General features: G+C 66.7%; 24 protein-coding genes. 20 read left to right on the top strand and 4 right to left on the bottom strand.

Annotation, left to right across the window (positions count from 1 at the left end; translation table 11 throughout):
- The first annotated feature begins 9 nt into the window (after window positions 1-9).
- Window positions 10-1107 carry a cell division protein ZapE gene (gene zapE / locus L0977_RS01220; protein WP_234262803.1) on the top strand — a complete coding sequence of 366 codons (1098 nt, stop codon included), beginning with the start codon at window positions 10-12 and terminating at the stop codon, window positions 1105-1107.
- A 67-nt stretch (window positions 1108-1174) separates the two neighbouring features.
- Here zapE and L0977_RS01225 read toward each other — a convergent pair whose 3' ends face one another.
- Together L0977_RS01225 and L0977_RS01230 are read right to left on the bottom strand one after the other, a co-directional pair.
- Window positions 1175-1933 (bottom strand): PP2C family protein-serine/threonine phosphatase, encoded by a 759-nt coding sequence (locus L0977_RS01225; RefSeq protein ID WP_234262804.1) that lies wholly within the window; start codon window positions 1931-1933, stop codon window positions 1175-1177.
- A 135-nt stretch (window positions 1934-2068) separates the two neighbouring features.
- Window positions 2069-2851: an outer membrane protein assembly factor BamD gene (locus tag L0977_RS01230; RefSeq protein WP_234262953.1), complete on the bottom strand. Its 783-nt coding sequence runs from the start codon at window positions 2849-2851 to the stop codon at window positions 2069-2071.
- A 60-nt stretch (window positions 2852-2911) separates the two neighbouring features.
- On the opposite strand from L0977_RS01230, the gene L0977_RS01235 reads away from it, so the two are divergent.
- The 17 genes from L0977_RS01235 (at window position 2912) to L0977_RS01315 (ending at window position 19502) form a co-directional block, all read left to right on the top strand.
- Entirely contained in the window at window positions 2912-3940 is a 1029-nt protein-coding gene (locus L0977_RS01235; protein WP_326491035.1) for an RluA family pseudouridine synthase, read from the top strand.
- Window positions 3941-4132: 192 nt separating this feature from the next.
- Complete coding sequence (gene scpB, locus L0977_RS01240; RefSeq protein WP_234262805.1) at window positions 4133-4858, top strand: SMC-Scp complex subunit ScpB; 726 nt, start codon at window positions 4133-4135, stop codon at window positions 4856-4858.
- Entirely contained in the window at window positions 4855-6114 is a 1260-nt protein-coding gene (locus tag L0977_RS01245; RefSeq protein WP_234262806.1) for a pseudouridine synthase, read from the top strand. The genes scpB and L0977_RS01245 overlap by 4 nt, the downstream gene beginning before the upstream one ends.
- Before the next feature lie 84 nt (window positions 6115-6198).
- Window positions 6199-6624: a nucleoside-diphosphate kinase gene (gene ndk / locus L0977_RS01250; protein ID WP_234262807.1), complete on the top strand. Its 426-nt coding sequence runs from the start codon at window positions 6199-6201 to the stop codon at window positions 6622-6624.
- An 18-nt stretch (window positions 6625-6642) separates the two neighbouring features.
- Entirely contained in the window at window positions 6643-7806 is a 1164-nt protein-coding gene (gene rlmN / locus L0977_RS01255; RefSeq protein WP_234262808.1) for a 23S rRNA (adenine(2503)-C(2))-methyltransferase RlmN, read from the top strand.
- Between the two features lie 53 nt (window positions 7807-7859).
- Window positions 7860-8657, top strand: a complete 798-nt coding sequence (pilW, locus tag L0977_RS01260) for a type IV pilus biogenesis/stability protein PilW (protein WP_442786601.1) — start codon at window positions 7860-7862, stop codon at window positions 8655-8657.
- Window positions 8650-9525 (top strand): helix-turn-helix domain-containing protein, encoded by an 876-nt coding sequence (locus L0977_RS01265; RefSeq protein ID WP_234262810.1) that lies wholly within the window; start codon window positions 8650-8652, stop codon window positions 9523-9525. The genes pilW and L0977_RS01265 overlap by 8 nt, the downstream gene beginning before the upstream one ends.
- Window positions 9526-9527: 2 nt before the next feature.
- Window positions 9528-10817: a flavodoxin-dependent (E)-4-hydroxy-3-methylbut-2-enyl-diphosphate synthase gene (ispG, locus tag L0977_RS01270; protein WP_234262811.1), complete on the top strand. Its 1290-nt coding sequence runs from the start codon at window positions 9528-9530 to the stop codon at window positions 10815-10817.
- Between the two features lie 22 nt (window positions 10818-10839).
- Entirely contained in the window at window positions 10840-12135 is a 1296-nt protein-coding gene (hisS, locus tag L0977_RS01275; protein ID WP_234262812.1) for a histidine--tRNA ligase, read from the top strand.
- 65 nt (window positions 12136-12200) lie between these two features.
- The gene (locus L0977_RS01280) at window positions 12201-12872 is read left to right on the top strand and encodes a YfgM family protein (RefSeq protein WP_234262813.1); all 672 of its coding nucleotides are present in this window, start codon (window positions 12201-12203) and stop codon (window positions 12870-12872) included.
- A complete protein-coding gene (gene bamB / locus L0977_RS01285; RefSeq protein ID WP_234262814.1) occupies window positions 12869-14002 on the top strand; it encodes an outer membrane protein assembly factor BamB in 1134 nt (377 codons plus the stop codon). Before L0977_RS01280 ends, bamB begins: the two co-directional genes overlap by 4 nt.
- A 40-nt stretch (window positions 14003-14042) precedes the next feature.
- On the top strand, window positions 14043-15377 hold the full coding sequence (der, locus tag L0977_RS01290) for a ribosome biogenesis GTPase Der (protein WP_234262815.1): 1335 nt from the start codon (window positions 14043-14045) through the stop codon (window positions 15375-15377).
- Window positions 15378-15462: 85 nt separating this feature from the next.
- On the top strand, window positions 15463-15711 hold the full coding sequence (gene hfq / locus L0977_RS01295) for an RNA chaperone Hfq (RefSeq protein ID WP_440589173.1): 249 nt from the start codon (window positions 15463-15465) through the stop codon (window positions 15709-15711).
- A 68-nt stretch (window positions 15712-15779) separates the two neighbouring features.
- Entirely contained in the window at window positions 15780-16973 is a 1194-nt protein-coding gene (gene hflX / locus L0977_RS01300; protein ID WP_234262817.1) for a GTPase HflX, read from the top strand.
- A 45-nt stretch (window positions 16974-17018) separates the two neighbouring features.
- Complete coding sequence (hflK, locus tag L0977_RS01305; protein WP_234262818.1) at window positions 17019-18398, top strand: FtsH protease activity modulator HflK; 1380 nt, start codon at window positions 17019-17021, stop codon at window positions 18396-18398.
- Between the two features lie 15 nt (window positions 18399-18413).
- Entirely contained in the window at window positions 18414-19301 is an 888-nt protein-coding gene (hflC, locus tag L0977_RS01310; protein ID WP_234262819.1) for a protease modulator HflC, read from the top strand.
- A gap of 12 nt (window positions 19302-19313) precedes the next feature.
- Window positions 19314-19502 carry a DUF2065 domain-containing protein gene (locus tag L0977_RS01315; RefSeq protein WP_234262820.1) on the top strand — a complete coding sequence of 63 codons (189 nt, stop codon included), beginning with the start codon at window positions 19314-19316 and terminating at the stop codon, window positions 19500-19502.
- Window positions 19503-19571: 69 nt separating this feature from the next.
- Here L0977_RS01315 and L0977_RS01320 read toward each other — a convergent pair whose 3' ends face one another.
- Both L0977_RS01320 and L0977_RS01325 read right to left on the bottom strand, forming a co-directional pair.
- Window positions 19572-20822 carry a branched-chain amino acid ABC transporter substrate-binding protein gene (locus tag L0977_RS01320; protein ID WP_234262821.1) on the bottom strand — a complete coding sequence of 417 codons (1251 nt, stop codon included), beginning with the start codon at window positions 20820-20822 and terminating at the stop codon, window positions 19572-19574.
- A 64-nt stretch (window positions 20823-20886) separates the two neighbouring features.
- Window positions 20887-21582 carry a TetR/AcrR family transcriptional regulator gene (locus L0977_RS01325; protein ID WP_234262822.1) on the bottom strand — a complete coding sequence of 232 codons (696 nt, stop codon included), beginning with the start codon at window positions 21580-21582 and terminating at the stop codon, window positions 20887-20889.
- A gap of 84 nt (window positions 21583-21666) precedes the next feature.
- Here L0977_RS01325 and L0977_RS01330 point away from each other — a divergent pair, with 84 nt between their 5' ends.
- Entirely contained in the window at window positions 21667-23298 is a 1632-nt protein-coding gene (locus tag L0977_RS01330) for an AMP-binding protein (protein ID WP_234262823.1), read from the top strand.
- A complete protein-coding gene (locus tag L0977_RS01335; RefSeq protein ID WP_234262824.1) occupies window positions 23295-26660 on the top strand; it encodes an acetyl-CoA carboxylase family protein in 3366 nt (1121 codons plus the stop codon). The genes L0977_RS01330 and L0977_RS01335 overlap by 4 nt, the downstream gene beginning before the upstream one ends.
- Window positions 26661-26685 lie beyond the last annotated feature (25 nt).

Genomic DNA, 26685 nt, shown 5'->3' on the forward strand with positions numbered 1-26685 from the left:
GCGCCACGCATGTCCGTCAAGGCGACCTACGAAGCCGCGCTCGCCGAGCGCGGCTTTTCTTCCGACCCGGCCCAGCTGCGGGCCATCGAGGCGCTGGAGCGCTGCGCCGCCGAATGGGCGGTCTACAGGCAGCGCCGCTCCAACGCGCTGAAGAAGCTGTTTGTCAACCCGGACATTCCGCGCGGCGTCTACATGTTCGGGGGAGTCGGGCGCGGCAAGTCCTTCCTGATGGACTGCTTCTACAACGCGGTGCCCATCCGGCGCAAGACGCGCCTGCACTTCCACGAGTTCATGCGCGAGGTGCACCGCGAACTGGCGGCATTGCAAGGCACGGTGAACCCGCTCGATGAACTGGGCGCACGCATCGCCAAGCGCTACAAGCTGATCTGCTTCGATGAGTTCCACGTGGCCGATGTGACCGACGCCATGATCCTGCACCGCCTGCTGGATGCGTTGTTCAAGGCGGGCGTGGGGTTTGTCACCACCTCGAACTTCCACCCGGACGGGCTTTACCCGGACGGGCTGCATCGCGACCGCATCCTGCCGGCCATCGAACTGCTCAAGCAGAAGCTGGAAGTGATCAACGTCGACAACGGCACCGATTACCGCCAGCGCACGCTCACGCACATCCAGCTCTACCACTGCCCGCTCGGTGAAGTGGCCGACGCGGCCATGGCCGAGGCATTCGGGCAACTGGCCGAAATGGCCGATGAGAACCCGGTGATGCAGATCGAATCGCGGGAAATCCAGGCCCTGCGGCGCGCGGGTGGGGTGATCTGGTTCGACTTCCGAACCTTGTGCGGGGGGCCGCGCTCGCAGAACGACTACCTGGAAATCGCCAGCCAGTTCCACACGCTGCTGCTGTCGAACGTGCCGCAGATGGCGGTGCGGCAGGCTTCCGAAGCGCGGCGCTTCACCTGGCTGATCGACGTGCTCTACGACCGCCGGGTCAAGCTCATCATGTCCGCCGAAGTGCCGCCGGAGCAACTCTATCTGGAGGGCCCCATGTCGCACGAGTTTCCGAGAACGGTATCGCGGCTGGGTGAAATGCAATCGGCCGAATACTTGGCGCTGGAACACCGCACCGTCGATACAGGACTGACCTGAAGCCGGGTCTTCAGGGCTCACCGGGGCCCCGCCGTCGCACAGGGTGTGGCGGGGGCGGGTGTCCCGATCACTCCAGCGGATCGAGCCGCACGATGACCAGAGAGAGGTTGTCGCCCATGCCCTTGCCGCGAGCGCGGGCCTTCTGGATCAGGAATTCGCAGGCCTCCCGGGGCGAGAGCATCGACACCGAACTGGCCAACTCTTCCGGGGTGAAGTAGTGCCAGATGCCATCGCTGCAGGCCAGCAGGGCGTCACCAATGGCCAACTGGGGGACCACATGCAGGTCGACCGGCGGATCGTTGTCGGTGCCGAGGCACCCCATCAGGATGTTGGAGTGCGGGTGTTCCAGGGCCTCCTGCTCGCTGATCTCGCCCTGGTTCACCAGGGTCTGCACGTAGGAATGGTCCATGGTGCGGAAGATCATGCGGCCACCCCGGAAATGGTAGATCCGCGAGTCGCCGGCGTGGATCCAGTGGCTGCCGCCATCGGGGTTGAGCACGAAAGCGGCCACTGTGCTGTGGGGTTCCTGCTCGGCCGAGACCGCGGTGAGCTTGATCACCAGATGCGACTCTTCCACGATCTGCCGCAGCAGTGCAGAGGCGTCGTCGGTCTCGGGGTCGTACCGTTCGAAGAGCTGGCGCGCGGTCAGCATGACCTGATCCGAGGCCTTGCGTCCTCCGCTGCGGCCGCCCATGCCGTCGGCGATCACCGCCAGAAGGCATCCGGCCTGGCGCGGGTGATGCAGCAGGCAGACCTGGTCCTGCTGGTAGTCACGATCCCCCCGGTGGATGCCGGTGGATGCTTGAATGCGATAGCCTTTGGACATGGTGGCGGAAAAGGTGACAAACGGCAGAGATGTTAACCATTTGTTGACAGCTTTCCGCCCGCGGCGACCATGTGTCGCCGCTGACCGACAGGGGCCGACACCGTTTGCCCCGGGGCCGGACTCTGTCTCAGCCGGTTACCAGAGCTTCCACCAGGAGGTGCTCGGGCGCGCGAAGCCGCTGCTCAGGTAGGTGCTCTGCGGGTAGTTGGCGACCAGCACACGCTGGGCGTCATCGCGCAACTGCGTCATGCCCAGGGCGTCGTAGGAACGCACCAGAATGAACAGCGCCTCTTCCAGCGCGGGCGCATCGGTGTAGTCGGTCAGCGCGGTCTGCGCACGGTTGACGGCGGCCAGATAGGCGCCGCGCTGGTAGTAGTACCGGGCCACATGGACCTCGTACTGCGCCAGGGAGTTGACGATGTACGTCATGCGCGAACGCGAGTCCGCGGCGTACTTGGAGTCCGGGAAGCGGGTGACGAGGTCGCGGAACGACTCGAACGACTCCTTGGCTGCTTTCTGATCGCGTTCGGACAGGTCCTGCTGCGACAGCCAGCCGAACAGGCCCAGGTTGTCGTTGAAGTTGATCAGGCCTTTGAGGTACAGCGCGTAGTCCAGCGCAGGGCTGGCCGGGTGCAGCCGCATGAAACGGTCTACCGTGGCCAGCGCCTGTGCCTTGTCGCCTGCCCGAAACTGGGTGTAGGCCTTTTCAAGCTGGGCCTGCTGGGCCAGCGGCGTGCCGGCGGCGCGGCCTTCGAGTTTTTCGTACAGGGTGACGGCGGCCTCGAAGTTGCCGGCGGTGCTTTCGTCCTTGGCTTCGCTGTAAAGCCGGTTGGGGCTCCAGCCGGCGGTCTTGTCCACCGGCTTGGACGAGCATCCCTGAAGCGCGGCGGCCAAGGCCAATGCACCCAACGACACCATCGATAATCTGTTTGAAATCGTCACGCGTGCACCTATAGCTGTAGCTTCGGGAATCAGGTTTTGCCAGCAAAAATTATATCGACCGGGGGGGATGCCGACCCGGTCGAGGTCGATGAAGGTCTGACGGGCGGTGATAGCCTGGCCGAGGCGGAGGTGCGCGCCTGCGATGTGCCGGCCGAATTGCATGGCTGGCGTGTCGACAAGGCGCTGGCGACCCTGATCCCGGAGTTCTCCCGATCCTATCTGCAGCAGTTGCTGGCGGAAGGCGAGGTGCAACTGCGTGGCAGCCCGCTGCGCAAGAGCGCGATCAAGGTGTCCGCCGGGGATCGGCTGGAGGTGGTGCTGAGGCCGACGCCCCAGGCCATGGCTTTTGTGGCCCAGCCGATGGCGCTGCAGGTGGTTTACGAGGACGCCCATCTGCTGGTGATCGACAAGCCGGTGGGTTTGGTGGTGCACCCGGCGGCGGGCCACTGGAGCGGGACCTTGCTCAACGGTTTGCTGGCCCACCATGCGGCGGCAGCCCAGTTGCCCCGCGCCGGCATCGTGCACCGGCTGGACAAGGACACCTCCGGCCTGATGCTGGTGGGCAAGAGCCGCCAGGCGATGGAGGCGCTGGTGCGCGCGATCGCTGCGCGCGAGGTGCAGCGCTCCTATGTGGCGCTGGGGCAGGGGGGCTGGCGCGGCAGCGATGAGGTGCAGGTCGACCAGGCGGTCGGGCGCGACCCGGTCAACCGTTTGCGCATGGCCGTGTTGCGGGGCGATGCCACGGGTGCCAAGCCGGCACGGACCACGGTGCTCCGCCTCGATGATCATGACCAGGCCACACTGGTCATGTGCCGTCTGCACACGGGGCGCACCCATCAGATCCGGGTGCACATGGCCTGGTTGGGGCATCCGCTGGTGGGGGATGTCTTGTACGGAGGCCGGCCGCAGTGGGGGCTGTCCCGCCAGGCCTTGCATGCCACCCGCCTTTGTCTGGCGCACCCGTTGACCGGTGAACCCTTGGCGTTCGAAACGCCGCTGCCCGATGATCTGGCGCAGGCTGTTCAGGCCTCGGGGCTCCATTACAATGGCTTGCCTCCGGCCTGAGCGGCCGGGCGGTTGCCGGCAGGGCGGCCGCTTTCATCAGGGCCGGGCAGTTTGCCGGCCCGGTTTCCAATGATGACCTCAGACCGTGGCAGGCATCGCCGACGCGGCGACCGACAGGCCTGACAGCCGGGTGGACCCCGGTTGGCACGGTGGACCGCCTCCACCCCTTCCGATAGATCGACACCAAGACACATGAACACCACGGATGCGCGCCGTGTGCTCGAAACGGCCTTGATTTGTGCCCAGCAACCGCTGACCGTGCGCGACATGGGGGTGCTGTTCGACGGCGAGGTCGCCGCCGACACCCTCAAGCGGCTGCTGGCTGATCTCCAGTTCGAGTGGGCGGGCAAAGGGGTCGAACTGGTCCAGGTGGCCAGTGGCTGGCGCTTTCAGAGCCGTCCCGAATTGCGTCCGTACCTGGATCGCCTGCACCCGGAGAAGCCGCCCCGGTACACCCGTGCCACGCTGGAGACGCTGGCCATCATCGCGTACCGGCAGCCCGTGACCCGTGGGGACATGGAAGACATCCGGGGCGTGACCATCAATTCGCTGCTGCTCAAACAGCTGGAGGACCGGGGCTGGATCGAAGTGATCGGACACCGCGAGACCGTGGGCCGTCCGGCGCTGTTTGCCACCACCCGGCAGTTTCTGGATGATCTGGGCCTAGCTTCGCTCGACCAGTTGCCGCCCCTGGAAGACAGTGGCGTGCAGGAGTCTGCGCTGGAGCGCCTGGACTTTGATGCGCTCTCGGCCAGTCTGCCCTTTGGTGATGAGACCGCCGACGCCGTTGAATCTGCCCATCCCGCAGCCCCCTTACCTGAAGCCGGGGTCGAATCACCGTCCGCCCCTGCTGGTGCTGATGACCCTCAGGCCGCCGCCCCCGCGACACCCAACCCGACACCCGAAAACCCCACATGACACCGGAACACACGCCTTCTCCCGCCGATGATGCGGACCAGCCTCAGGCACCCGAGGCCAAGCCGGCGCACGCGGCCGATGCGGCGCTGCAGGCACTGAGCTTTGATGCGGTGGTCAGTGGCGATTTCGACGCCGAACAGGCCTCGGACCTGCCGCTACCGGTCAAACGCGTGCTGGCGCCGGAAACCGAGTCGCCCAAGCTGCACAAGGTGCTCGCTCAGGCCGGTATGGGTTCGCGCCTGGAGATGGAGCAGCTCATCCTGGAAGGGCGCATCTCCGTCAACGGCGAGCCGGCCCATATCGGCCAGCGCATCCGTCATGGCGACAGCATCAAGGTCAATGGCAAGCCGGTGCGGGTGCGTATTGCCCCGCCACCGCCGCGGGTGCTCGCCTATCACAAGCCGGCCGGCGAGGTGGTCACCCACGACGATCCGCAGAACCGCCCGACCGTGTTCCGCCGCCTGCCGCGCCTGCCGCAGGGCAAGTGGCAGTCGGTGGGGCGGCTCGACCTCAACACCGAGGGCTTGTTGTTGCTGACCAATTCGGGCGATCTGGCCAACCGGTTGATGCACCCGCGTTTTGGCCTGGAGCGCGAGTACGCGGTGCGTGTGCTCGGGGCGCTGAGCAATGAAGAAAAGCAGCGCCTGCTCGGGGGCGTGCAGCTTGACGACGGCGTCGCCCAGTTCGGCAGCATCGATGACGGTGGTGGTGATGGGGCCAACTGCTGGTACCGCGTGACCATTGCCGAAGGGCGCAATCGCGAGGTGCGGCGCATGTTCGAGGCGGTGGGACACGCTGTCAGCCGCCTGATCCGCATCCGCTACGGCGCCATGGTGCTGCCGCGCGGTCTGCGCCGCGGTGTCTGGATGGAACTGGATGCCCGGGACATCGACCGCCTGATGTCGGTGGCTGGCATGCCCGCGCCCGACGCCACGCCCCGGCCGGCGGGTCGCCACCCGGCGCAACGGGGGCGGCGCGGGACGGGGGGACCCCGTCCTTCCCGTCCGTCGATGCCTGACGAGGCGCCACCGCCAGCAGTCCGTCGGCCTGCCGCTCCGGGCAAGGCGCGGGGGCCGGGCGGGGCAGCGCCCGGCAAGGGTGGCAAGGCGGGGAAAAGCCCTTCCGGCCAGCCCGACCCGATGCGCACGTCCTACGGCTACATCGGTCAGGACGCCATGGGTCGACGCGGCAAGCCTTCTGGTGGGCAAGGGCAGGGGCCGCGATCCGGTGGGCCACGCCGCCGCAGCGGTCGCTGAGCGACGCCCCCGGCGTTGTAGAATCAAAGGCTTTTCGGAACCGCCCGCGCGCTTTCGAATCCATTCAAAAACCCAAGGAAAATCATGGCCATCGAACGCACCCTGTCCATCATCAAGCCCGACGCCGTCGCCAAGAACGTTATCGGCCAGATCTACGCCCGTTTCGAAGCCGCCGGCCTGAAGATTGCCGCTGCCAAGCTGGTGCAACTCTCGCGCGGCGAAGCCGAGCAGTTCTATGGCGTGCACAAAGAGCGCCCCTTCTTCAAGGATCTGGTCGATTTCATGATCTCCGGCCCCGTGATGATTCAGGTGCTGGAAGGTGAAAACGCCATCGCCAAGAACCGCGAACTGATGGGCGCCACCGATCCGAAGAAGGCCGAAAAGGGCACCATCCGTGCCGACTTCGCCGACAGCATCGATGCCAACGCCGTGCACGGCTCCGACGCTCCCGAAACCGCTGCCGTGGAAGTGGCTTTCTTCTTCCCCGGTCTGAACATCTACACGCGCTGAGCGCGCGTAAGCCGTGACATGACGGTCAACCTGCTCGACTTCGATCTCGAGGGCTTGACCGCCTTTTGCGAACAGCTGGGCGAAAAGCGCTTTCGCGCCGTTCAGCTGTTCCGCTGGATTCATCAGAAGGGCGCTTCCCGGTTCGACGAGATGACCGATCTCGCCAAGAGCCTGCGCGAGAAGCTGCCCTCGGTCTGCACCATCACCCCGCTGCCCGTGTTGTCGCGCCAGGATTCGGCCGATGGCACCATCAAGTGGCTGTTCGATGTGGGCGACGGCAACGCCGTCGAAACCGTTTTCATTCCCGAGGACGACCGCGGCACTTTGTGCGTGTCGTCGCAGGCCGGTTGCGCCGTCGGCTGCCGTTTCTGCTCTACGGGCCATCAGGGTTTTTCGCGCAACCTGTCGACCGGTGAGATCCTGGCGCAGCTGTGGTACGCCGAGCATTTCCTGCGCCGTCATCTGAACAGCCCGGAGAGGGTCATCACCAACGTGGTGATGATGGGCATGGGCGAACCGCTGCAGAACTACGGTGCACTGCTGCCGGCCCTGCGCACCATGCTCGACGACCACGCTTACGGACTGTCGCGACGCCGGCTGACGGTGTCCACCTCCGGGGTGGTGCCCTTCATGGACCGTCTGGCGCAAGATTGTCCGGTGGCGCTGGCCGTGTCGCTGCACGCGCCCAACGACGCGCTGCGTGACAGCCTCGTCCCGCTCAACCGCAAGTACCCGATCGCCGAGTTGCTGGACGCCTGCCTGCGCTACCTGCCGGCGGCCCCGCGTGACTTCATCACTTTCGAGTACTGCATGCTCGATGGGGTCAATGATCAGCCCGAACACGCACAGCAACTGCTCGACCTGGTGCGCCGCCATGGCGGGCGCGGCGTGCCCTGCAAAATCAACCTGATACCCTTCAATCCGTTTCCGGATTCCGGTCTGCGCTGCTCGCCGCGGGCGGCGGTGCTGCGCTTTGGCCAGGTGCTCAACGAAGGGGGCGTGGTGACCACGGTGCGCAAGACCCGCGGCGACGATATCGACGCCGCCTGCGGCCAGCTGGCCGGAGACGTGCTGGACCGGACCAACGCCGCCAAGCGGCTGGCGCAGCGCCGCCAGACCATTGAACAACCCGTTCGTGTCGTGGGTCGTGGCCCGGCACCCGTCAAGGAAGGACAGGCATGACATCGACTCCCCTGCGCACCGTTTTCCTGGCACCATCCGGCGCCGGTCGCCGGATGGTGCCTCGCTGGATCTGGTGTCTGGGGGCGGTGGTGGTGCTGGCGGGGTGCGCTGGTGCGCCCTCGGCGCCCGATACCACCGGCAGCGGTGTGGTGCCGATCACGGCATCCGACGAGCCCGAAGCCCGCAAGCGGGCGCGCATCCGCCTTGAACTGGCGTCGGGCTATTTCGAGCAGGGCCAGACCGAGGTGGCGCTGGACGAGGTCAAGCAGTCGCTGGCAACCGATCCCGGTTTCGGGCAGGCCTATGTGCTGCGCGGCCTGATCTTCATGCGGCTCAACGATCCCCGACTGGCCGAAGAGAGTTTTCAGCGGGCGCTGCAGATCAACCCGCGCGACCCGGATGCGTTGCACAACTACGGCTGGTTTGCGTGCCAGACCGAGCGCTACCGCGAAGCGATCGACATGTTCCAACGCGCGCTGGCCAGCCCGGTCTATGGCGGACAAGCCCGCACTCTGATGGCCAAGGGCGTCTGCCAGATCCGCATGGGTCAGCTGGCCGAGGCCGAAGGCAGCCTGGCGCGGGCCTACGAGCTCGATGCCGGCAATCCCATCACCGGGTTCAACCTGGCGTCGCTGCTGTACCGGCGCGGCGAATACACCAAGGCGCAGTTCTATGCGCGCCGTCTGAACAACTCCGAACTCGCCAACGCCGAAACGCTGTGGCTGGGTATCCGGATCGAACACCAATTGCGCAACACCGAAGCGCAGGAACAACTGGCCCAGCAACTGCAGCGTCGCTATCCGCAGTCGCGGGAATGGGCGGCCTACCAGCGCGGAGCCTTCAATGACTGATTCCCAACCCTTCGAACCCGTGGCACCCCCCGTGGCCCTGCGCCAGGCGCGCGAAGCCGCCGGACTGCACGTGGCTGCGCTGGCCGCGGCCCTGAAGGTGCCGGTCAAGAAGCTCGAAGCACTGGAAGCCGGACGTTACGAAGAGCTGCCTGACCTGACCTTCGCCCGGGCGCTCGCTTCCAGTGCCTGTCGGCATCTCCGTGTCGACCCGGCCGTGGTGCTGGCCCAGATTCCTCAGGCCCAGCGGCCGGCGCTGGGTGAGTCTTCGCAGGTGATCAACGCCCCGTTCAAGCCGGCCGAAAAACTGGTTTCTTCCAGCCCGGCCGGCTGGTTGTCGCGCACCGCATTGCTCGGAGCCATTGCGCTGCTGCTGGCGGCGCTGGTCCTGGTGTTCATGCCCGATCTCGGGGAGCGGTTTTCGTTTGGCTCGCCGTCGACCGATACCCCCTCCACAGTGATCCAGGAGACACTCGCGCCGGCGGAAGAACCTGCGGGTGTGGCGTCTGCCCCGGCCGAAGCGGTGGCTGCCGCCCCGGCCGCTGCTGAAGCAGTGGCAAGCACACCCGCTGCTGCGGCGGCCGAGTCGGCGGCCCCTGCCGCAGCACCGGCGCCAGAGGCGGCAGCTCCCGGCGCCGCGATCCTGAGCCTGACGGCTGCAGGCGACTCCTGGATCGAGGTGATCAACGGTTCGGGGTCCGTGGTGGTGCAGCGCATGCTGCGCACGGGCGACGTGCTGGATTTTTCCACCGCACCGCCTTACGCCGTGGTGCTCGGGCGCGCCGATGCCGTCAAGGTCACCGTGCGTGGACAGGCTTTCGACGTGACGCCATTTGCCCGCAACAGCGTGGCCCGTTTCGAGGTGAAGTGAGCATGGACGCGCTGGTGTCTGAACCCTGCCTGGATCACGCGGCCCAACCGATTCCGCTCGGGCATGCGCGTCCTCGCCGCAGCCTGCAAGGCGTGGTGGCCTGGGGTGACCACCGCGTGACGGTGGGCGGGGATGCGCCGGTGCGTGTGCAGTCCATGACCAACACCGACACGGCGGATGCCATCGGCACGGCGATCCAGGTCAAGGAGCTGGCCCAGGCCGGTTCGGAGCTGGTGCGTATCACGGTCAACAACGACGAAGCGGCCAAGGCCGTGCCGCACATCCGCGAACAGCTGGATCGCATGGGCGTGGCCGTGCCGCTCATCGGTGACTTCCACTACAACGGTCACAAGCTGCTGAGCGACCACCCGGCCTGCGCCGAAGCCTTGTCCAAGTACCGCATCAATCCCGGCAATGTGGGCAAAGGTGAAAAGGGTGATCGACAGTTCGCCCAGATGGTGGAGATTGCGGCGCGCTGGAACAAGCCGGTGCGCATCGGGGTCAACTGGGGCAGCCTCGATCAGGAGCTGCTGGCACGGCTGATGGACGAGAACGCCGCGCGCGCCCAGCCCTGGGACACACGCCAGGTCATGTACGAGGCGCTGATCACCTCGGCGCTGGATTCGTCGAACAAGGCCGAGGCCCTGGGCCTGCGGCGTGACCAGATCGTGCTTTCGTGCAAAGTCAGCGGCGTGCAGGACCTGATCGCCGTCTATCAGGAGCTGGCACGTCGCTGCGACAACCCGCTGCACCTGGGGCTGACGGAAGCCGGCATGGGCACCAAGGGCACGGTGGCCTCGACGGCCGCGCTGGCCGTGCTGTTGCAGCAAGGCATCGGGGACACCATCCGGGTGTCGCTCACGCCGCAACCCGGTGAGTCGCGCACGCAGGAGGTGGTGATCGCTGCCGAAATTCTGCAGGCGCTGGGGTTGCGGGTGTTTGTCCCCAGCGTCACGGCCTGTCCGGGCTGTGGGCGCACCACCAGCACCACGTTCCAGGAACTGGCCAAACAGATCGACGACTACCTGCGGGCGTCCATGCCGCTGTGGCGCAGCCAGTACCCGGGGGTGGAAGGCCTGAAGGTGGCGGTGATGGGCTGCATCGTCAACGGCCCCGGGGAAAGCAAACACGCCGACATCGGCATCAGCCTGCCGGGGACCGGCGAAGCGCCTGCGGCGCCGGTGTTCATCGACGGCGAAAAGGTCCTGACATTGCGCGGAGAGGGCATCGCCGCCGAGTTCCAGCGCATCGTCGACAACTACATTCAAAAGCGGTTCGGCCCGTCGGCCTGACGCCGCATCCGTCTTCACAGCTATGGCAGAGAAACTGAGCGCCGTCAAAGGCATGAACGACATCGCGCCGCCCGAATCGGCGCACTGGGAGTGGCTGGAGGAGCGCATCCGCGAGCTGATGCGGCGCTATGGCTACCGCAACTTCCGCGCGCCCATTGTGGAGCCGACGGCGCTGTTCGTGCGCGGTCTGGGCGAGGTGACGGACATCGTCGAGAAGGAGATGTATGCCTTCGAGGACAAGCTCAACGGCGAGCACCTGACCCTGCGCCCCGAAGGCACGGCCGGCGTTGTGCGGGCCGCCATCGAACACAACCTGACCTACGACGGCGGCAAGCGGCTGTATTACATCGGGCCGATGTTCCGTCACGAGCGCCCGCAGCGCGGGCGCTACCGCCAGTTCCATCAGGTCGGCGTGGAAGCCCTGGGGTTTCACGGCCCGGACGTGGATGCCGAGCTGATCCTCCTGGCCAGCGACCTCTGGGCCGAGCTGGGCTTGCAGGACATCGCGCTGGAGATCAACAGCCTGGGCCAGCCGGCCGAACGCCTGGCCCACCGGCAAGCGCTGATCGCCCACCTGGAGGCTCACGTCGACCAGTTGGACGAGGATGCGAAGCGGCGCCTGCACAGCAACCCGCTGCGCATTCTGGATACGAAGAACCCAGCCATGCAGGCCATCGTCGAGGCTGCGCCCAAGCTGATGGATTTTCTGGGGGCCGAATCGTTGCGCCACTTCGATACGTGGCGCAGCCTGCTGGACAAACAGGGCATCACCTACCGCATCAATCCGCGCCTGGTGCGCGGTATGGATTACTACAACCTGAGCGTGTTCGAGTTCGTCACCACGGAACTGGGGGCGCAGGGCACGGTCTGTGCTGGCGGTCGCTACGACGGTCTGTTCGCCCAGATCGGCGGCAAGCCGACACCGGCGGTGGGCTGGGCGCTCGGGGTGGAGCGCATTCTGGAACTGCTCAAGGCGCAGCATCGTCTGCCCGAAGCTCCGGTACCGGATGCCTACGCCATCATTCCCGAGGCGACCGCCACCGAGACCGCTCTGGGCGTGCTCCGGGCGCTGCGCCAGGCTGGTGTGAGCGTGACCATGCACACAGCGGGTGCCGAGGGCATGGGCAGCATGAAGTCGCAATTCAAAAAGGCCGACGCGAGCGGTGCCCGGTATGCGCTGATCTTCGGTGCCGACGAACTGGCTCAAGGCACGGTGGGTGTGAAGACCCTGCGTGCGACGCCTTCGGGTGAAGTGCCGGCCCAGGTGCTGCGCCCGCTGGCTCGGCCGGCCGAATGGGCTGCCAGCCTGCGCGCCTGACCTGTTGTGTCGGCCGTCCCGGCCAGCCACCTACAATCTTCCGATTCCCGAGCGATACCCGAAACATGGCCAAACATCTCGACCTCGAAGAGCAGGAACAGCTCGACCAGATCAAGCACTTCTGGAACCAGTATGGCAATGCCATCACCTGGGTGCTGATCGTCGTTTTTGGGGGCGTGGCGGCCTGGAACGGCTGGAACTACTGGCAGCGCTCCCAGGGCGCCAAAGCCGCCGCCATGTACGACGAGGTCGAGCGGGCGGTGCTGGCCAGTGACGCGGCCCGCCTCGAACAGGTGCTGGGCGATCTCCAGAAAGGCTACGGACGCAGCACCTATGCCGCGCAAGGAGCACTGCTGGCTGCGCAGTCGCTGGAATCGGCAGGCAAGGCCGACGCCGCCCGCGCCGCGCTGACCTGGGTGGCCACCGATGCCGGCGACGCATCGCTCAAAGCCGTGGCCCGTTTGCGGCTGGCGGCGCTGGATCTGGAGGCCAAGGCCTACGACCAGGCGCTCAAAACGCTCTCCGAATCCATGCCCAAGGCGTTTGAGCCGTTGGCAGCCGATCGCCGCGGTGACGTTTTGTTGGCCCAGCAGAAGCTCGATGAAGCCAAGGCGCAGTACCAGGCGGCTTGGCGTGGGCTGTCCGACCGGACGGAGTACCGGCAACTGGTGGAAGTGAAACTGGCGGCCTTGGGGGTGGATGCCTCCGCTGTCGCAGCCTCGGGAGTGGCGCAATGACCCCAAAAACCGTTCTGCAGCGTGGGCTCCAAGGGACATGCGCGTTGGCGCTGGCGGCGGTGTTGGCGGCCTGTTCGTCCGGGCCGGAAAAACCCAAGCTCACCCCCCTTTCGCCGGCGGCTTCGGTGGTCGGTACGCGGCTGATCTGGTCGGCCCAGGTGGGCAAAGGGCCAGCCCAGGCCTTTCCGCTCGCGGTGGGGCGGCAGGTGCTTGTGGCCGGAGGCGACGCCGTGGTGGCGCTGGATGCCGACAAAGGCCAGGTGCTCTGGCGCGTTGCCGTGGACCGGCCTGCCACGGGGGTGGGCTCGGACGGGCAGACAGCGGCGGTGATCACCGAGAGCAACCATCTGGTGGCCATGGAAGCGGGCAAGGAAATCTGGCGCACACGTCTGCCAGCCGCTTCGTTCACGGCGCCGCTCGTCGCGGGCCGTCGCGTCTTTGTATTGGCGGCGGATCGCTCCGTGTCCGCCTATGACGCGGGCACCGGTGCGCGCCTGTGGACCCAGACCCGGGCGGGCGAGCCGCTGGTGCTGCGCCAGAGCGGCGTGCTGCTGGCCGTGGGCGATACGCTGGTGGTCGGCCTGTCGGGGCGCCTGGCGGGGCTGGATCCACTTAGCGGTGCCCTGCGCTGGGACGCTCCGATCACGACCGCCCGAGGGACCAATGAGGTGGAACGCCTGGTCGACCTGGTGGCGCCGGTCAGCCGCGTGGGCAACCAGGTTTGCGCACGGGCCTATTCGGCGGCCGTGGGCTGTGTCGACGCCAGCCGCGGGCAGGTGCTGTGGAGCAAACCGGCCAACGGCAGCACGGGGGTGCATGGCGACGACGATCTGGTCGTGGGCAGCGAGGTCGACGGGCGCGTGCGCGCCTGGAAGCGTGCGCAGGGTGACGAGGCCTGGTCGGTGGATCGCTTCAAATTCCGCGGTCTCACCGCGCCGTTGGCGGTGGGTCGTGTGGTGGCCTTTGGCGACAGCACGGGGCTCGTGCACCTGATCTCCCGCGAGGACGGCAGTGATCTCGCCCGCCTGAGTACCGACGGATCGGCCGTGCAGGGAGCGCCCGTGGTGCTGGGGCAGACGCTGGTGGTCCAGACCCGTAACGGCGGCGTCTTCGCCTGGCTGCCACAGTGAACGCGGGCGCTCCGTCGCCCGCCAACAGAGAATCTTTCGCGTGAAACCTGTCATCGCCCTTGTGGGCCGCCCCAATGTCGGCAAGTCCACCCTGTTCAATCGGCTGACGGGGACGCGCGATGCCATCGTGGCCGACTTCGCCGGTCTCACGCGCGATCGCCACTATGGCAATGGCCGTGTCGGTGCCCGCGAATTCATCGTCATCGATACCGGTGGTTTTGAGCCCACGGCCGAGTCTGGCATCTACCGCGAAATGGCCAAACAGACCCGGCAGGCGGTAGCCGAGTCGGACGTGGTCATCTTTGTGGTGGATGCCCGTGCCGGCCTGAGCGCTCAGGACCATGATATCGCCAATTACCTGCGCCGCCTGGGCAAGCCTACCCTGCTGGTGGCCAACAAGGCCGAAGGCATGCAGCAGGGCCTGCAGCTGGTCGAGTTTTTTGAACTGGGGCTGGGCGAGGTGTTGCCGGTGTCGAGCGCACACGGCCAAGGGGTGCGCTCGATGGTCGAGACCGCGCTCGATCTGCTGCCTCCGCCGCCGGAAGACGCGGAGGACCCGGACGGTGCCGACGATGGGGTGATCCGGCTGGCGGTCGCCGGGCGTCCGAACGTGGGCAAATCCACGCTGATCAATGCCTGGTTGGGCGAGGAGCGGCTGGTGGCCTTCGACATGCCGGGAACGACGCGCGATGCGATCACCGTACCGTTCGAGCGTGACGGACGCCGGTTCGAGCTGGTGGATACCGCCGGGTTGCGCCGCAAGGGCCGGGTGTTCGAGGCGATCGAGAAGTTTTCGGTGGTCAAGACCTTGCAGGCCATCGAGCGCGCGCATGTGGTCGTGCTGCTGCTGGATGCCACGCAGGGCGTGACCGACCAGGACGCCCACATTGCCGGCTACATCCTGGAAAGTGGTCGCGCGGTGGTGTTGGCTATGAACAAGTGGGATGCGGTGGACAGCTACCAGCGGGAACAGGTCGAGCGGCAGATGGAAAACCGGCTCTCGTTTCTGAAATTTGCGCCTTTGCACCTGATCTCGGCCAAAAAGCGGCAAGGGCTCGGGCCGTTATGGAAGTCCATTGCGCAGGCCCATGCATCGGCCATGCGCAAGATGCCCACGCCGCAGCTCACGCGACTGCTGCAGGAGTCGGTGGCATTCCAGTCGCCGCCCAAGACCGGCATGTACCGGCCGAAGATGCGTTATGCCCACCAGGGGGGCATGAACCCGCCCGTGATCGTGATCCACGGCAACTCTCTCGAGCAGGTGCCCGAGGTGTACCGGCGCTTTCTGGAAGGGCGGTTCCGCAAGGCGTTCAACCTGATCGGCACGCCGCTGCGCATCGAGTTCCGCACCGCGAGCAACCCTTTCGACGAATGAGTTGCCCGAAGGGGTGTTGCGCCAGCGTGGGCTGTGTGTGGTAAGGTGCTTCCCTTATCAACTTTTTTTGAACACGGAGCATATCGTGAGCAATAACAAAGGCCAACTTTTGCAAGACCCTTTCCTGAACCAGCTGCGCCGGGAACATGTGCCGGTGTCGATCTATCTGGTCAACGGCATCAAACTGCAGGGTCAGATCGAGTCCTTCGATCAGTACGTCGTGTTGCTGCGCAACACCGTGACCCAGATGGTCTACAAGCACGCCATCTCCACCATCGTTCCGGGCCGCCCCGTCCAGTTCTCGGTGCACAACCCTGACGACGCGGCATCCTGACCGCAGTTCCACCCCCTGGCCGGGCCTCCCAACGGTCCCGGTCGGTCCCGGCGGATCGTGCAGACACCTTGAACCCATCCGCCCGCTCTGATTCTGCCCCTCCCTCGGTTGTTCTGGTGGGCGTCGATTTCGGCTTGCCGCATTTCGACGCTGAGCTGGAAGAACTTGGCCTGCTGGCCCAGACGGCGGGATATGCCGTGGCCGAGCGGGTGAGCTGCAAGCGCCGAGCGCCCGACCCGGCGCTGTTTGTCGGTTCCGGCAAGGCCGATGAGATCCGGATGCTCGCGGACGCAACCGGTGCCAGTGAAGTGCTGTTTGACCAGGCCTTGAGCCCGGCCCAGCAGCGCAACCTGGAGCGCCACCTTGGCCGCCCGGTCAACGACCGCACGCTGCTGATTCTCGAAATTTTTGCGCAGCGTGCGCGAAGCCACGAAGGCAAGCTGCAGGTCGAACTGGCCCGGCTGCAGTACCTGTCTACCCGGTTGGTGCGGCGCTGGTCGCACCTGGAGCGGCAAAGCGGGGGCATCGGCATGCGCGGTGGTCCGGGTGAAACGCAGATCGAGCTGGACCGCCGCATGATTGGCGAGGCCATCAAGCGCACGCGTGATCGGCTGGAGAAGGTCAAGCGTCAGCGGGCGACCCAGCGGCGCCAGCGGGAGCGGCGCGAGGCGTTCAACATCTCGCTGGTCGGCTACACCAACGCGGGCAAATCGTCGCTGTTCAATGCCTTGGTCAAGGCCCGGGCCTATGCGGCCGACCAGCTCTTCGCCACGCTGGACACCACCACGCGCCAGCTCTATCTCGGCGAAGCGCAGCGCTCGGTGTCGCTGTCCGACACGGTCGGGTTTATCCGCGACCTGCCGCATGGCCTTGTCGATGCCTTCGCCGCCACCTTGCAGGAAGCTGCCGACGCGGATCTGTTGCTGCACGTGGTCGATGCGTCCAACCCCGGGCACCTGGAGCAGATCACCTCGGTGCTGTCGGTCCTGCGCGAAATCGGTGCCGACGAAGTACCTCAATTGCTGGTATTTAACAAACTGGACGCGATGGATCCGGCCACGCTGCCGCTCTCGCGGGTCGATACCGTGGAACTCGACGGGGTGTCCGTACCTCGTATCTTCGTCAGTGCACGCACGGGCGAGGGTTTGCCTGAGCTCCGTGGGTTGCTGGCGCAGCGTGCGATGGCACGCGATGCCGCGTTCGCGGCGGAAACACTGGCGTCGGCTGCGTCCGGCGACGGTTCTCCCGAGGGCCCGATGTGATTGGGCACAATGTGATGGTTTTCGTTTGAATCGAGAAGAGAACTCATGGACCTGAAGCTGCAAACCCCTGGGACGGCCTTGTCCGCGCTGGCCGCTGGCCTGCGCCGGATCGGGAGCCGCCTGCCGGGCGTTTTCAACCTCAACGATCCGCGCTGGGGGCGGGGCGATGACAGCGCGGGCGGCGATCAGCGTCCCTCTGGCGAGGACCCGCCGCGCCCGGGGGGCAACCGGCCTCAGGGCCCGAATCAGGGGCCGCCGGATCTGGACGAACTCTGGCGCGACTTCAACCGCAAGCTTGGGGGGCTCTTTGGTGGTGGCAACGGGGGCGGTGGCCGCCGTGGTGGGCAGGGCGGAGGCTCGGGCCCGTCCGGCTTCACGCCCGACCCCAAGACCACCGGGATCGGCGTCGGGCTCATTGCGGGGGTGGCGGCGCTGATCTGGCTCGGTACGGGCTTTTTCATCGTGCAGGAAGGCCAGCAGGCGGTGATCACCCAGTTCGGGCGTTACCACAGCACCGTCGGAGCAGGCTTCAATTGGCGCCTGCCGTATCCGATCCAGGGGCACGAGACCGTTTCGGTGACGCAGTTGCGCTCGGTCGATGTCGGGCGCGACACGATCGTGCCGGCCACCGGCATCCGTGAGTCGTCGATGCTGACCGAGGACGAGAACATCGTCGACATCAAGTTTGTGGTGCAGTACCGCCTGAGCGACGCCCGGGCTTTCCTGTTCGAGAGCCGCGATCCGGACGCCGCCGTCGTCAAGGCGGCCGAAACGGCGGTGCGCGAGGTGGTGGGCAAGATGAAGATGGATGCTGTGCTCGCCGAAGAGCGCGATCAGATCGCACCGCGCGTGCGCAATCTGATGCAGACCATTCTGGATCGCTACAACGTCGGGATCGAGATCGCCGGCGTGAACCTGCAGCAAGGTGGGGTGCGCCCACCCGAACAGGTGCAGGCCGCATTTGACGATGTGCTCAAGGCCAGCCAGGAGCGGGATCGTGCCAAGAATGAAGCCGAAGCCTATGCCAACGATGTGGTACCGCGGGCCCGCGGTACGGCATCGCGCCTGAAGGAGGAGTCCGAAGGTTATCGCGCCCGTATCGTGGCGCAGGCCGAGGGTGATGCGCAACGCTTCAAGTCGGTGTTGGCCGAGTACCAGAAGGCCCCGCAGGTGACGCGCGACCGCATGTATGTCGATACGATGCAGGAGATCTACGCGAATGTCACCAAGGTTCTGGTCGACAGCAAGTCGGGCTCCAACCTGCTGTATCTGCCGCTGGACAAGATCCTGCAGCAGAGCCAACAAGCCAGCCCGTCGGCCGCTGCAGCCGCCACGAGCTCTTCGACACCCGTGACGACATCGCCCTCGCTGCCTTCAAGCAACAGCAACGCCGGTGCCCGCTCGCGCGAGCGCGAAAGCCGCTGAGGAAGGGCCAACACCATGAACAAATTGGGTTTTTTCATCACTTCCGTGCTGGTGGCGTTGGCCATCGGCAGTTCCATGCTCTTCGTCGTGGACCAGCGCCAGTTCGGCGTGCTGTTCCAGCTCGGCCAGATCAAGCAGGTGGTTACCGAGCCGGGGCTGAACTTCAAGCTGCCGCCGCCGTTCCAGAACGTGTCCTACATCGACAAGCGCCTGCTCACCCTGGAAAGCAACGATACCGAGCCGACGCTGACCGCCGAGAAGCAGCGGGTGGTGATCGACTGGTACGTACGCTGGCGCATCAGCGATCCGCAGGCCTACATCCGCAACGTCGGCCTGAACGAAGCCGCTGGCGCGCTGCAGCTCAACCGCGTGGTGCGCAACTCCTTCCAGCAAGAGGTCAACAAACGCACGCTCAAAGAGCTGCTGAACACGCAGCGTGAGCAGCTCATGGCCGACGTCAAGAAGGAAGTGCTGGAGTCCGTGCGTGGTGCCGACAAGCCCTGGGGCATGGACGTGGTCGACGTGCGCATTACCCGCGTGGATTACGCGGACACCATCACGCGTTCCGTCTACGACCGCATGGAGGCCGAGCGCAAGCGCGTGGCCAACGAGCTGCGGTCCACCGGTTTTGCCGAGGGCGAGAAGATCCGCGCCGAGGCCGATCGCCAGCGCGAAACCATCGTGGCCGAGGCCTATCGCGACGCCCAGGCCATCAAGGGTGATGGCGATGCCAAAGCCAACGCCGCCTACGCCGAGGCCTTCGGCCGCGACCCGGCATTTGCCCAGTTCTACCGCAGCCTGGACGCCTACAAGGCCAGCTTCGCGGGCAAGTCCGACGTGATGGTGATCGACCCGTCGTCCGACTTCTTCCGCGCCATGCGCACGCCGGCACCGGCTCGCTGAGCCTGCTGCACGGTGGGCGACCTGCTCTGGCCTGCACTGGCTCTGATGCTGGTGTTCGAGGGGCTATTGCCCCTCATCGCACCCCAGGCCTGGCGCCGCGTGTTCTCGGAGATGTTGCGCTTGCAGGACGGGCAGATCCGTTTTTTCGGTCTGCTCAGCGTGGGAGGCGGCCTGCTTCTGTGGTGGTTCTTGCAGCCCTGAGTGCCGAGGGCCGCTTGACTTTCGTCGGCGGCCCTCGATCGTCTGGTCAGCAGGGATTGGCCAACGGGTTCAAGGTCGCTGCATCTTGCATTCCGTGCCCTGCGCCAGTTCGTTGCCGCTGTAGGCCGCTTCGGTACGGAAACCGTACCGCGTACCTTCCCAGCCGACGCGCACCGACTTGCCATCCACCGGGGCAATGGTGTTGACCACCTGGGGCAGCAGCAACTGGTGGTCTTCCGCCCGCATGCGCACCGGGCCCACGGTGGAATCGAAGGTCAGATCTTCCAGTGCACGCGCCACCTTGACGGTTTCCGTGCTGCCGGCCTTGTCGATGGCGGCCACCAGCATGCGGGGCGTGAGATCCATGCGCGGCGAGAGGAAGTCCTTGCCCGTGCGCGCTTTGTAGGCCTTTGCGAGGGCGTCGACCTGGGGTGTGCCGGCCTGGCCCGGATGCCATTCGGCCACCCAGGTCAGCTGGCCGGTGCCGGTGGCGGCCACCGCGGCCACGGTGCCGGGCATCGAGCCCGCACTGTGGTTGAAAAAGCGCAGATTTTCCCCGGCTTCGGCAGACGCTTTGAGCAACAGGGTCATGTCCTGGCCCCAGTTGCCGGTGATGACGGAGTCCGCGCCGGCAGCCTTGATGTTGGCCACATAGGGCGCGAAGTCCTTGACGCGACCGATCGGGTGCAAGGCCTCACCCACGAACTGGATGTCCGGTCGCGCGAGTGCAAACAACTGTTTGCCGTAGCTGGCCCACTGCCGGCCGTGGGCGTAGTCCTGGTTGAGCAGGTAGGTCTTCCGGATCTCGGGCGTTTTCTTGACGAAGTTGGCGATGGCCTTCATCTTCATCGCGGTGTTGGCTTCGGTCTGGAAATGCCAGAAGCTGCAGGCTTTGCCCGTCAGTTCGGGGTCGATGGACGAGTGGTTGAGGATCAGAACCTCTTTGCCGGGGTTGCGCTGGTTCCAGCGGTTGGCGGCCTGGATCAGGGCGGCCACGACCGATGAGCCCGAGCCACCGGTGACGATGGCTTTGGCGCCCTGGTCGACCGCTGACTGGAAGGCACTCTGGCTTTCCTGGGCAGAGAGCTTGCTGTCGAACTGCAGCAGCTGCAGCTTGATCTGGCCCTTGAGGGCTCCGCCCTGGTTGTTGAGGTCGTCCACCGCGTACGCGACGTGGGTCAGCATGATCTCGCCCACGTTGCCGAAAGGCCCGGACAGCGGGTCGATGTAGGCGAGCTTGTAGGTTTCCTGGGCGTGGGCGCCGCCGCAGGTCATGAGGGTGGCCAGGGCCAGGGGGGTGAAGGTGCGCCGGATGGGCATGTTGTCTCCTGTTGGGGTGATGGTGGCCGCGCGGTGGCGCGGCGGGGAAACGGTGGACCCGATTTCAGGGCGGGCTGGAGCCGGACGGTGGATTCGCGGTGGGGGGCGTCCTCGCGGCCACGCCAAGCAGGCGCATCGCCAGTTCGGTCAGTTCGTCGGTGACCGCTTCCGGCGAAAGGCGGCCATCGGTTCGGTACCAGCTGTAGAGAAAGCCGGGCAGGCTGCACGCGGCCAGTGCGGCCAGCTTGGCATCGCGGAAATCGAGGTCGCCGTCCCGGCGCGCCTGTTCCAGCAGCGGCACCAGCCGGTCGTAGAAGTGGTTGGCCAGGCGTTTGACCGCGGCGAGGTATTCGGCGCGGTAGACCTGCGGTTCCCGGTAAGGAAAAAACGCCGCGGGGTGGTTGGCAATGGTTGCCCGGATCAGGCGTTGCAGGCCTTCGCGCACCTTCTCGCTGGCGCGACGGTCGTCGAGGTCGGCAAAGTCCAGTGCGGTGAAACATTCCACCGAGGGACGCCAGGACAGCGTCTCGAAGATTTCCTGCTTGTCCTTGAAGTAGTAGTAGACGAACGGCTTGGTCACGCCCAGCGCACGCACGATCTGCTCGATGGTGGTTTGCGCGTAGCCCTGCGCGGCGAACAAGGTCTCTGCCACACGCAGGATCCGTTCGCGCTGCACGTCCGTGCCGGCGGTGGTGGCCCGTTGCCGGCCACGCTTGGCGGCGGCTTGGGGTTTGCGAGCTGTCTCCAAAGTTCTACCCATCGGTAGGATTGTTCCGTCAAGATGGCTCCCACACAAGAGCCCGACCGCCGAACCAGGCTAGCGCTAACCCTGAAAGACGACACCATGGAGACACCCCAGAACCTTGCACCGCGCCCCCAGAAGCCGCTGCACGAGTACCTGCGCCAGCACGCACGCGAGCGCCCTGACCACCCAGCGTGCATCTGGTACGGCCAGGCCATTTCCTGGGCCGAACTGGATCGGGCCAGTGATGCCTTTGCCGCGCACCTGCAGGCTCTGGGTGTGGCCAAGGGCGAGCCGGTGGTGCTGTTCCTCAACAACTGCCCGCAATACCTGGTGGCCCATTTCGGCATCCAGAAGATCGGGGCCATCGTCTGCCCCAGCGGACCGTTGAACAAGGAGCACGAGCTGGCGTACCAGGTCAACGATCTCCAGGCACGGGTGATCGTGGCGGCCGACAACCTGCTGCCGGTGGTGGAGAAGGTGCGTGGACAGAGCGCGTTGCAACACGTCTTCGGCGTGCGCTACACCGACTGGCTGCCCGAGCAGCCCACGCTGGACCTGCCACCCGAGCTGGCGGCAACGGCCCAGACGCCCGTTGCCTGGCCTGCCGGCGTGGAAGACTTCTGGCGTGTGATGCACGAGGACGCCCGGCCACAGGCGGTGGACATGGCGCTGGACGACGTCGCGCTCATGACTTACACCTCGGGCACCACCGGCCTGCCCAAAGGCGCGATGCTCAGCTACGGCAATGCGCTGTTCAAGACCACGGTCTGCGCCGACTGCAACGGCGTGGGCGGTGACGACGTGCTGCTGTCGGTGGCGCCGCTCTATCACATTGCTGGCATGCTCATGGGCGTGAACGTGCCGGTGATCACCGGGGCCAGCAGCGTGCTGCTGCACCGTTTCGACCCCAATGCTGTGCTGCAGGCCATTGCCACGTACCGCGTGAGCTGGTGGTACAGCATCGCGCCGATGAACGTCGCCTGCATGCAGGTGCTGCAGGCAGCGGGGCCTGGCGCATTTGATCTGGGCAGCCTGAAGAGGAATCCGGTCACCAGCTTCGGCATCGCGTTCACCGAATCGCTGGCCACGCAGTGGCAGTCCTTCGCGCCCCACTGCCTGTCGCAAGAGGCGGCGTATGGCCTGAGCGAGACCCACACCTGCGACACCTACACCCCGGCGGGCAAGGCCAAATGGGGCACGCAGGGCATCGTCGCGCCGGGCGTGACGATCCGCATTCTCGACCCGGACTCGGGCCAGGAGCTGCCCGTGGGTGAAGTGGGTGAAATCGTGCTGACCAGCCCGGGGGTGTTCAAGGGGTACTGGAACAAGCCGGAAGCCACGGCGGCGACGCTGCGCGACGGCTGGGTCCACACGGGCGACATGGGCAAGATGGACGCCGAGGGCTATCTCAGCTTCATCGGCCGCTTCAAGGAAATGATCAAAGTCTCGGGCTACAGCGTCTTCCCGGAAGAGGTCGAGACCATCCTCATCAAGCACCCGGCCGTGGCGCAGGCAGCGGTCATTGCCGAGCCCGACGCCGAGAAGGGTGAGGTGGTCAAGGCCTTCATCGTCAAGAAGGCTGGCGCCGAAGTGTCGGCCGAGGCGCTCGTGGCCTGGTCGCGCGAGAACATGGCGCTCTACAAGGCGCCGCGCCATGTGCGTTTCATCGATGCGCTGCCGGCCACGGGCGCCGGCAAGGTGCTGCGTCGTCTGCTGAAGGATCTGGCGTGAGCGAAGCACTGTTTTTTCGCAAGGTGTTGATCGCCAACCGGGGCGAGATCGCGGTGCGCCTGGTGCGGGCGTTGCAGGACCTGGGCATCGCGAGCGTGGCCGTGTACGCGCGCGACGATGCGCAGGCCCTGCACGTGCGGCTGGCCGACACGGCGGTGGCGCTGGACGCAACCGGTCCTTCGGCCTATCTCGACATCGAGGCGCTGCTGAAAGTGGCGCGGGAGCAGGGCTGTGACGCGGTGCATCCGGGTTACGGCTTTCTGAGCGAACGGGCCGACTTCGCACAGGCATGCGCCGCCGCAGGACGGGTGTTCATCGGCCCGACGCCGGAACAGCTCGCGCTTTTTGGCGACAAGGCGCGGGCCCGCGCGCTGGCTGCGCAGTGCGCGGTGCCGGTGATGCCCGGCAGCGAGGGTGCGGTGACGCTGGCGCAGGCGCAGGCCTTCTTCGCGCAGCAGGCGACCGAAGGCGCGGGCATGATGATCAAGGCCATCGGTGGCGGCGGCGGCCGGGGCATGCGCGCGGTGCTGGATGCTGGCGAGGTGGCCGAAGCCCACGCGCGCTGCACCTCCGAGGCGCGCGCCGCGTTCGGCGTCGACGGTGTGTACGTCGAGCGCCTCATGACCCGCGCGCGCCACATCGAGATCCAGGTGCTGGGCGACGGCCAGGCGGTGGCGAGCCTGGGCGAACGCGAATGCACGCTGCAGCGGCGCTTCCAGAAATTGGTCGAGATCGCGCCCAGCCCCATGCTGTCGGCCGACCTGTGCGAGCGCATCACGCAGGCCGCGCTGTCCATGGCGCAGACCGTGGGCTACCGGGGCCTGGGCACCTTCGAGTTCCTGGTCGACGAGACGGCCATCGAGCCGCCGCCGGGCCACCCCAAGGCGGCGAGCGTGGGGGCCACATCCCTGCCGTTCGTGTTCATCGAGGCCAATCCGCGTCTGCAGGTCGAACACACCGTGACCGAGGCCGTGACCGGGCTGGATCTGGTGCAACTGCAACTGGGCGTGGCGGCGGGCCGCACGCTGGCCGATCTGGGCGTGGCCCCCGGTCGCACCGCGCCCCAGAAGGGCTTCGCGATCCAGTGGCGCATCAATGCCGAGACGCTGGACACCCAGGGCCAGGCCCGTCCTTCGGGCGGGGCACTGGCCCGCTTTGACCTGCCCAGCGGGCCGGGCGTGCGGGTCGATACGCACGGTTATCTGGGTCTGGCGCCGTCGCCCCACTACGACACCCTGCTGGCCAAGCTCATCGTGGCCAGTCCTTCGCCGAGTTTCGGCGACGCCTTGCGGCGCTCGCAGCGCGCGCTGGCCGAATGCCGCATCGAAGGCATGGCCAGCAACCTCGGGCTGCTGAGGGCGCTGGCCGAGCAGCCCGAATTCGCCGCCCAGGCGGTGCACACGCGTTTTGTCGAAGAGCGGTTGCCGCCGCTGCTGGCGCGGGCCGCGTCGCTGGCAACGCCGGAGCCGCCGTCGCTCGCGGCGCAGCCGGTCGCCGGCGGGGACGGGCACCCTGTCGAAGACGATGGCCGCCATGTCTGCGCCCCCATGCCGGCGCGCCTGGTGCAGTTCGAGGTCGCGGTGGGCGACCTGTTGCCCGCCGGCGCGCAGGTGGGCGTGCTCGAAGCGATGAAGATGGAGCACCTGATCCACACGCCGCACGCCGGCCGCGTGATGGCGCTGCTGGCCCAGCCGGGCGACTATGTGACCGAAGGCCAGCGTCTGCTGGCGCTGGAGCCGGTCGAGGCCGGCGAGGTGCAGGCGGTGACAGCGGTCGCGCTCGACCCCGACGCCATCCGCGGCGATCTGCAGCGGGTGATCCACCGCCATGCGCCCACGCTCGACGCCCACCGGCCGGTCGCCGTGGCCAAGCGCCACGCGCAGGGCGGGCGCACGGCGCGCGAGAACGTGGCCGACCTGTGTGACCTGGCCGACGATCCGGGCAATTTCCTGGAGTACGGGCAACTGGCCATTGCCGCCCAGACGCGGCGCCGCAGCCTGGAGGACCTGGTGGCCAACACCCCGGCCGACGGCATCGTCACCGGCATCGGGTGTGTCAATGCGCGCGATTTCGGCCCCGAGCGCTCGCGCGCGGTGGTGATGGCCTACGACTACACCGTGCTGGCCGGTACCCAGGGCATGCGCAACCACCACAAGCAGGACCGCATGCTGGCCATTGCGCACCAGTTGCGGCTGCCGGTGGTGCTGTTTGCTGAGGGCGGGGGCGGGCGGCCGGGCGATACCGACATGCCCATCGTTGCCGGGCTCAACAACCACACCTTCAGCCAGTTCGCGGCCCTGTCCGGCAAGGTGCCGGTGGTCGGTATCGTGCACGGGCGCTGTTTCGCGGGCAACGCGGCGCTGCTGGGCTGCAGCGACGTGATCATCGCCACGCGCGCCAGCAACATCGGCATGAGCGGGCCGGCCATGATCGAGGGCGGTGGTCTGGGGACTTTCCGTCCCGAGGAGATCGGGCCCAGCCACGTGCAGTCGGCCAACGGCGTGATCGACGTGCTGGTCGAGGACGAAGCCGAAGCGGTGGCGGTCGCCAAGCGCTACCTGGGCTACTTCCAGGGGGCTCTGCCGCACTGGGACTGCCCCGACCAGCGCCTGCTGCGCCACGCTGTACCGGAAAACCGGCTGCGGGTTTACGACGTGCGCGCCGTGCTGGAAGGGCTGTTCGACAGCGGCTCCGTGCTGGAACTGCGCGCCGGCTTCGGCGCCGGCATGATCACGGCGCTGGCCCGCATCGAAGGGCGGCCGGTGGCGGTGATGACCAACAACCCGCACCACCTGGGTGGCGCGATCGATGTCGAGGCGGCCGACAAGGCCGCGCGCTTCATGCAACTGGCCAATGTGCACGGTCTGCCCATCGTTGCGCTGGTTGATACCCCGGGTTTCATGGTCGGCCCCGACATCGAGGCGCAGGCGCAGGTGCGCCACGTCTGCCGCATGTTCGCCGTCGCCTCGCACCTGCGGGTGCCGTTTTTCTCGGTGGTGCTGCGCAAGGGCTACGGCCTGGGCGCGCAGGCGATGACGGCGGGCGGCTTCGATGCGCCGGTGTTCAACGTGTCCTGGCCCAGCGGCGAGTTCGGTGCCATGGGGTTGGAGGGGGCGGTGCGCCTGGGCTTCCGCAAAGAGCTGGAAGCGGTGCCGGCCGGGCCGCAGCGCGACGCCCTGTTCCAGTCCCTGGTGGCCCAGCAATACGCCAACGGCGAGGCCATCAACATGGCGCAGACGCTGGAGATCGACGCCGTGATCGACCCGGCGGAAACCCGCGCCTGGCTGGTGCGCGGTCTGGCTTCGGCGCACCGGGTGACCGCCGGGCAGGGCGCCCCCGCCGCCTATGTCGACACCTGGTGATTTCGGGGGGCGTTGTCCGAATAAC

The organism is Hydrogenophaga sp. NFH-34 (assembly GCF_021401345.1).
Lineage (GTDB): Bacteria > Pseudomonadota > Gammaproteobacteria > Burkholderiales > Burkholderiaceae_C > Hydrogenophaga > Hydrogenophaga electricum.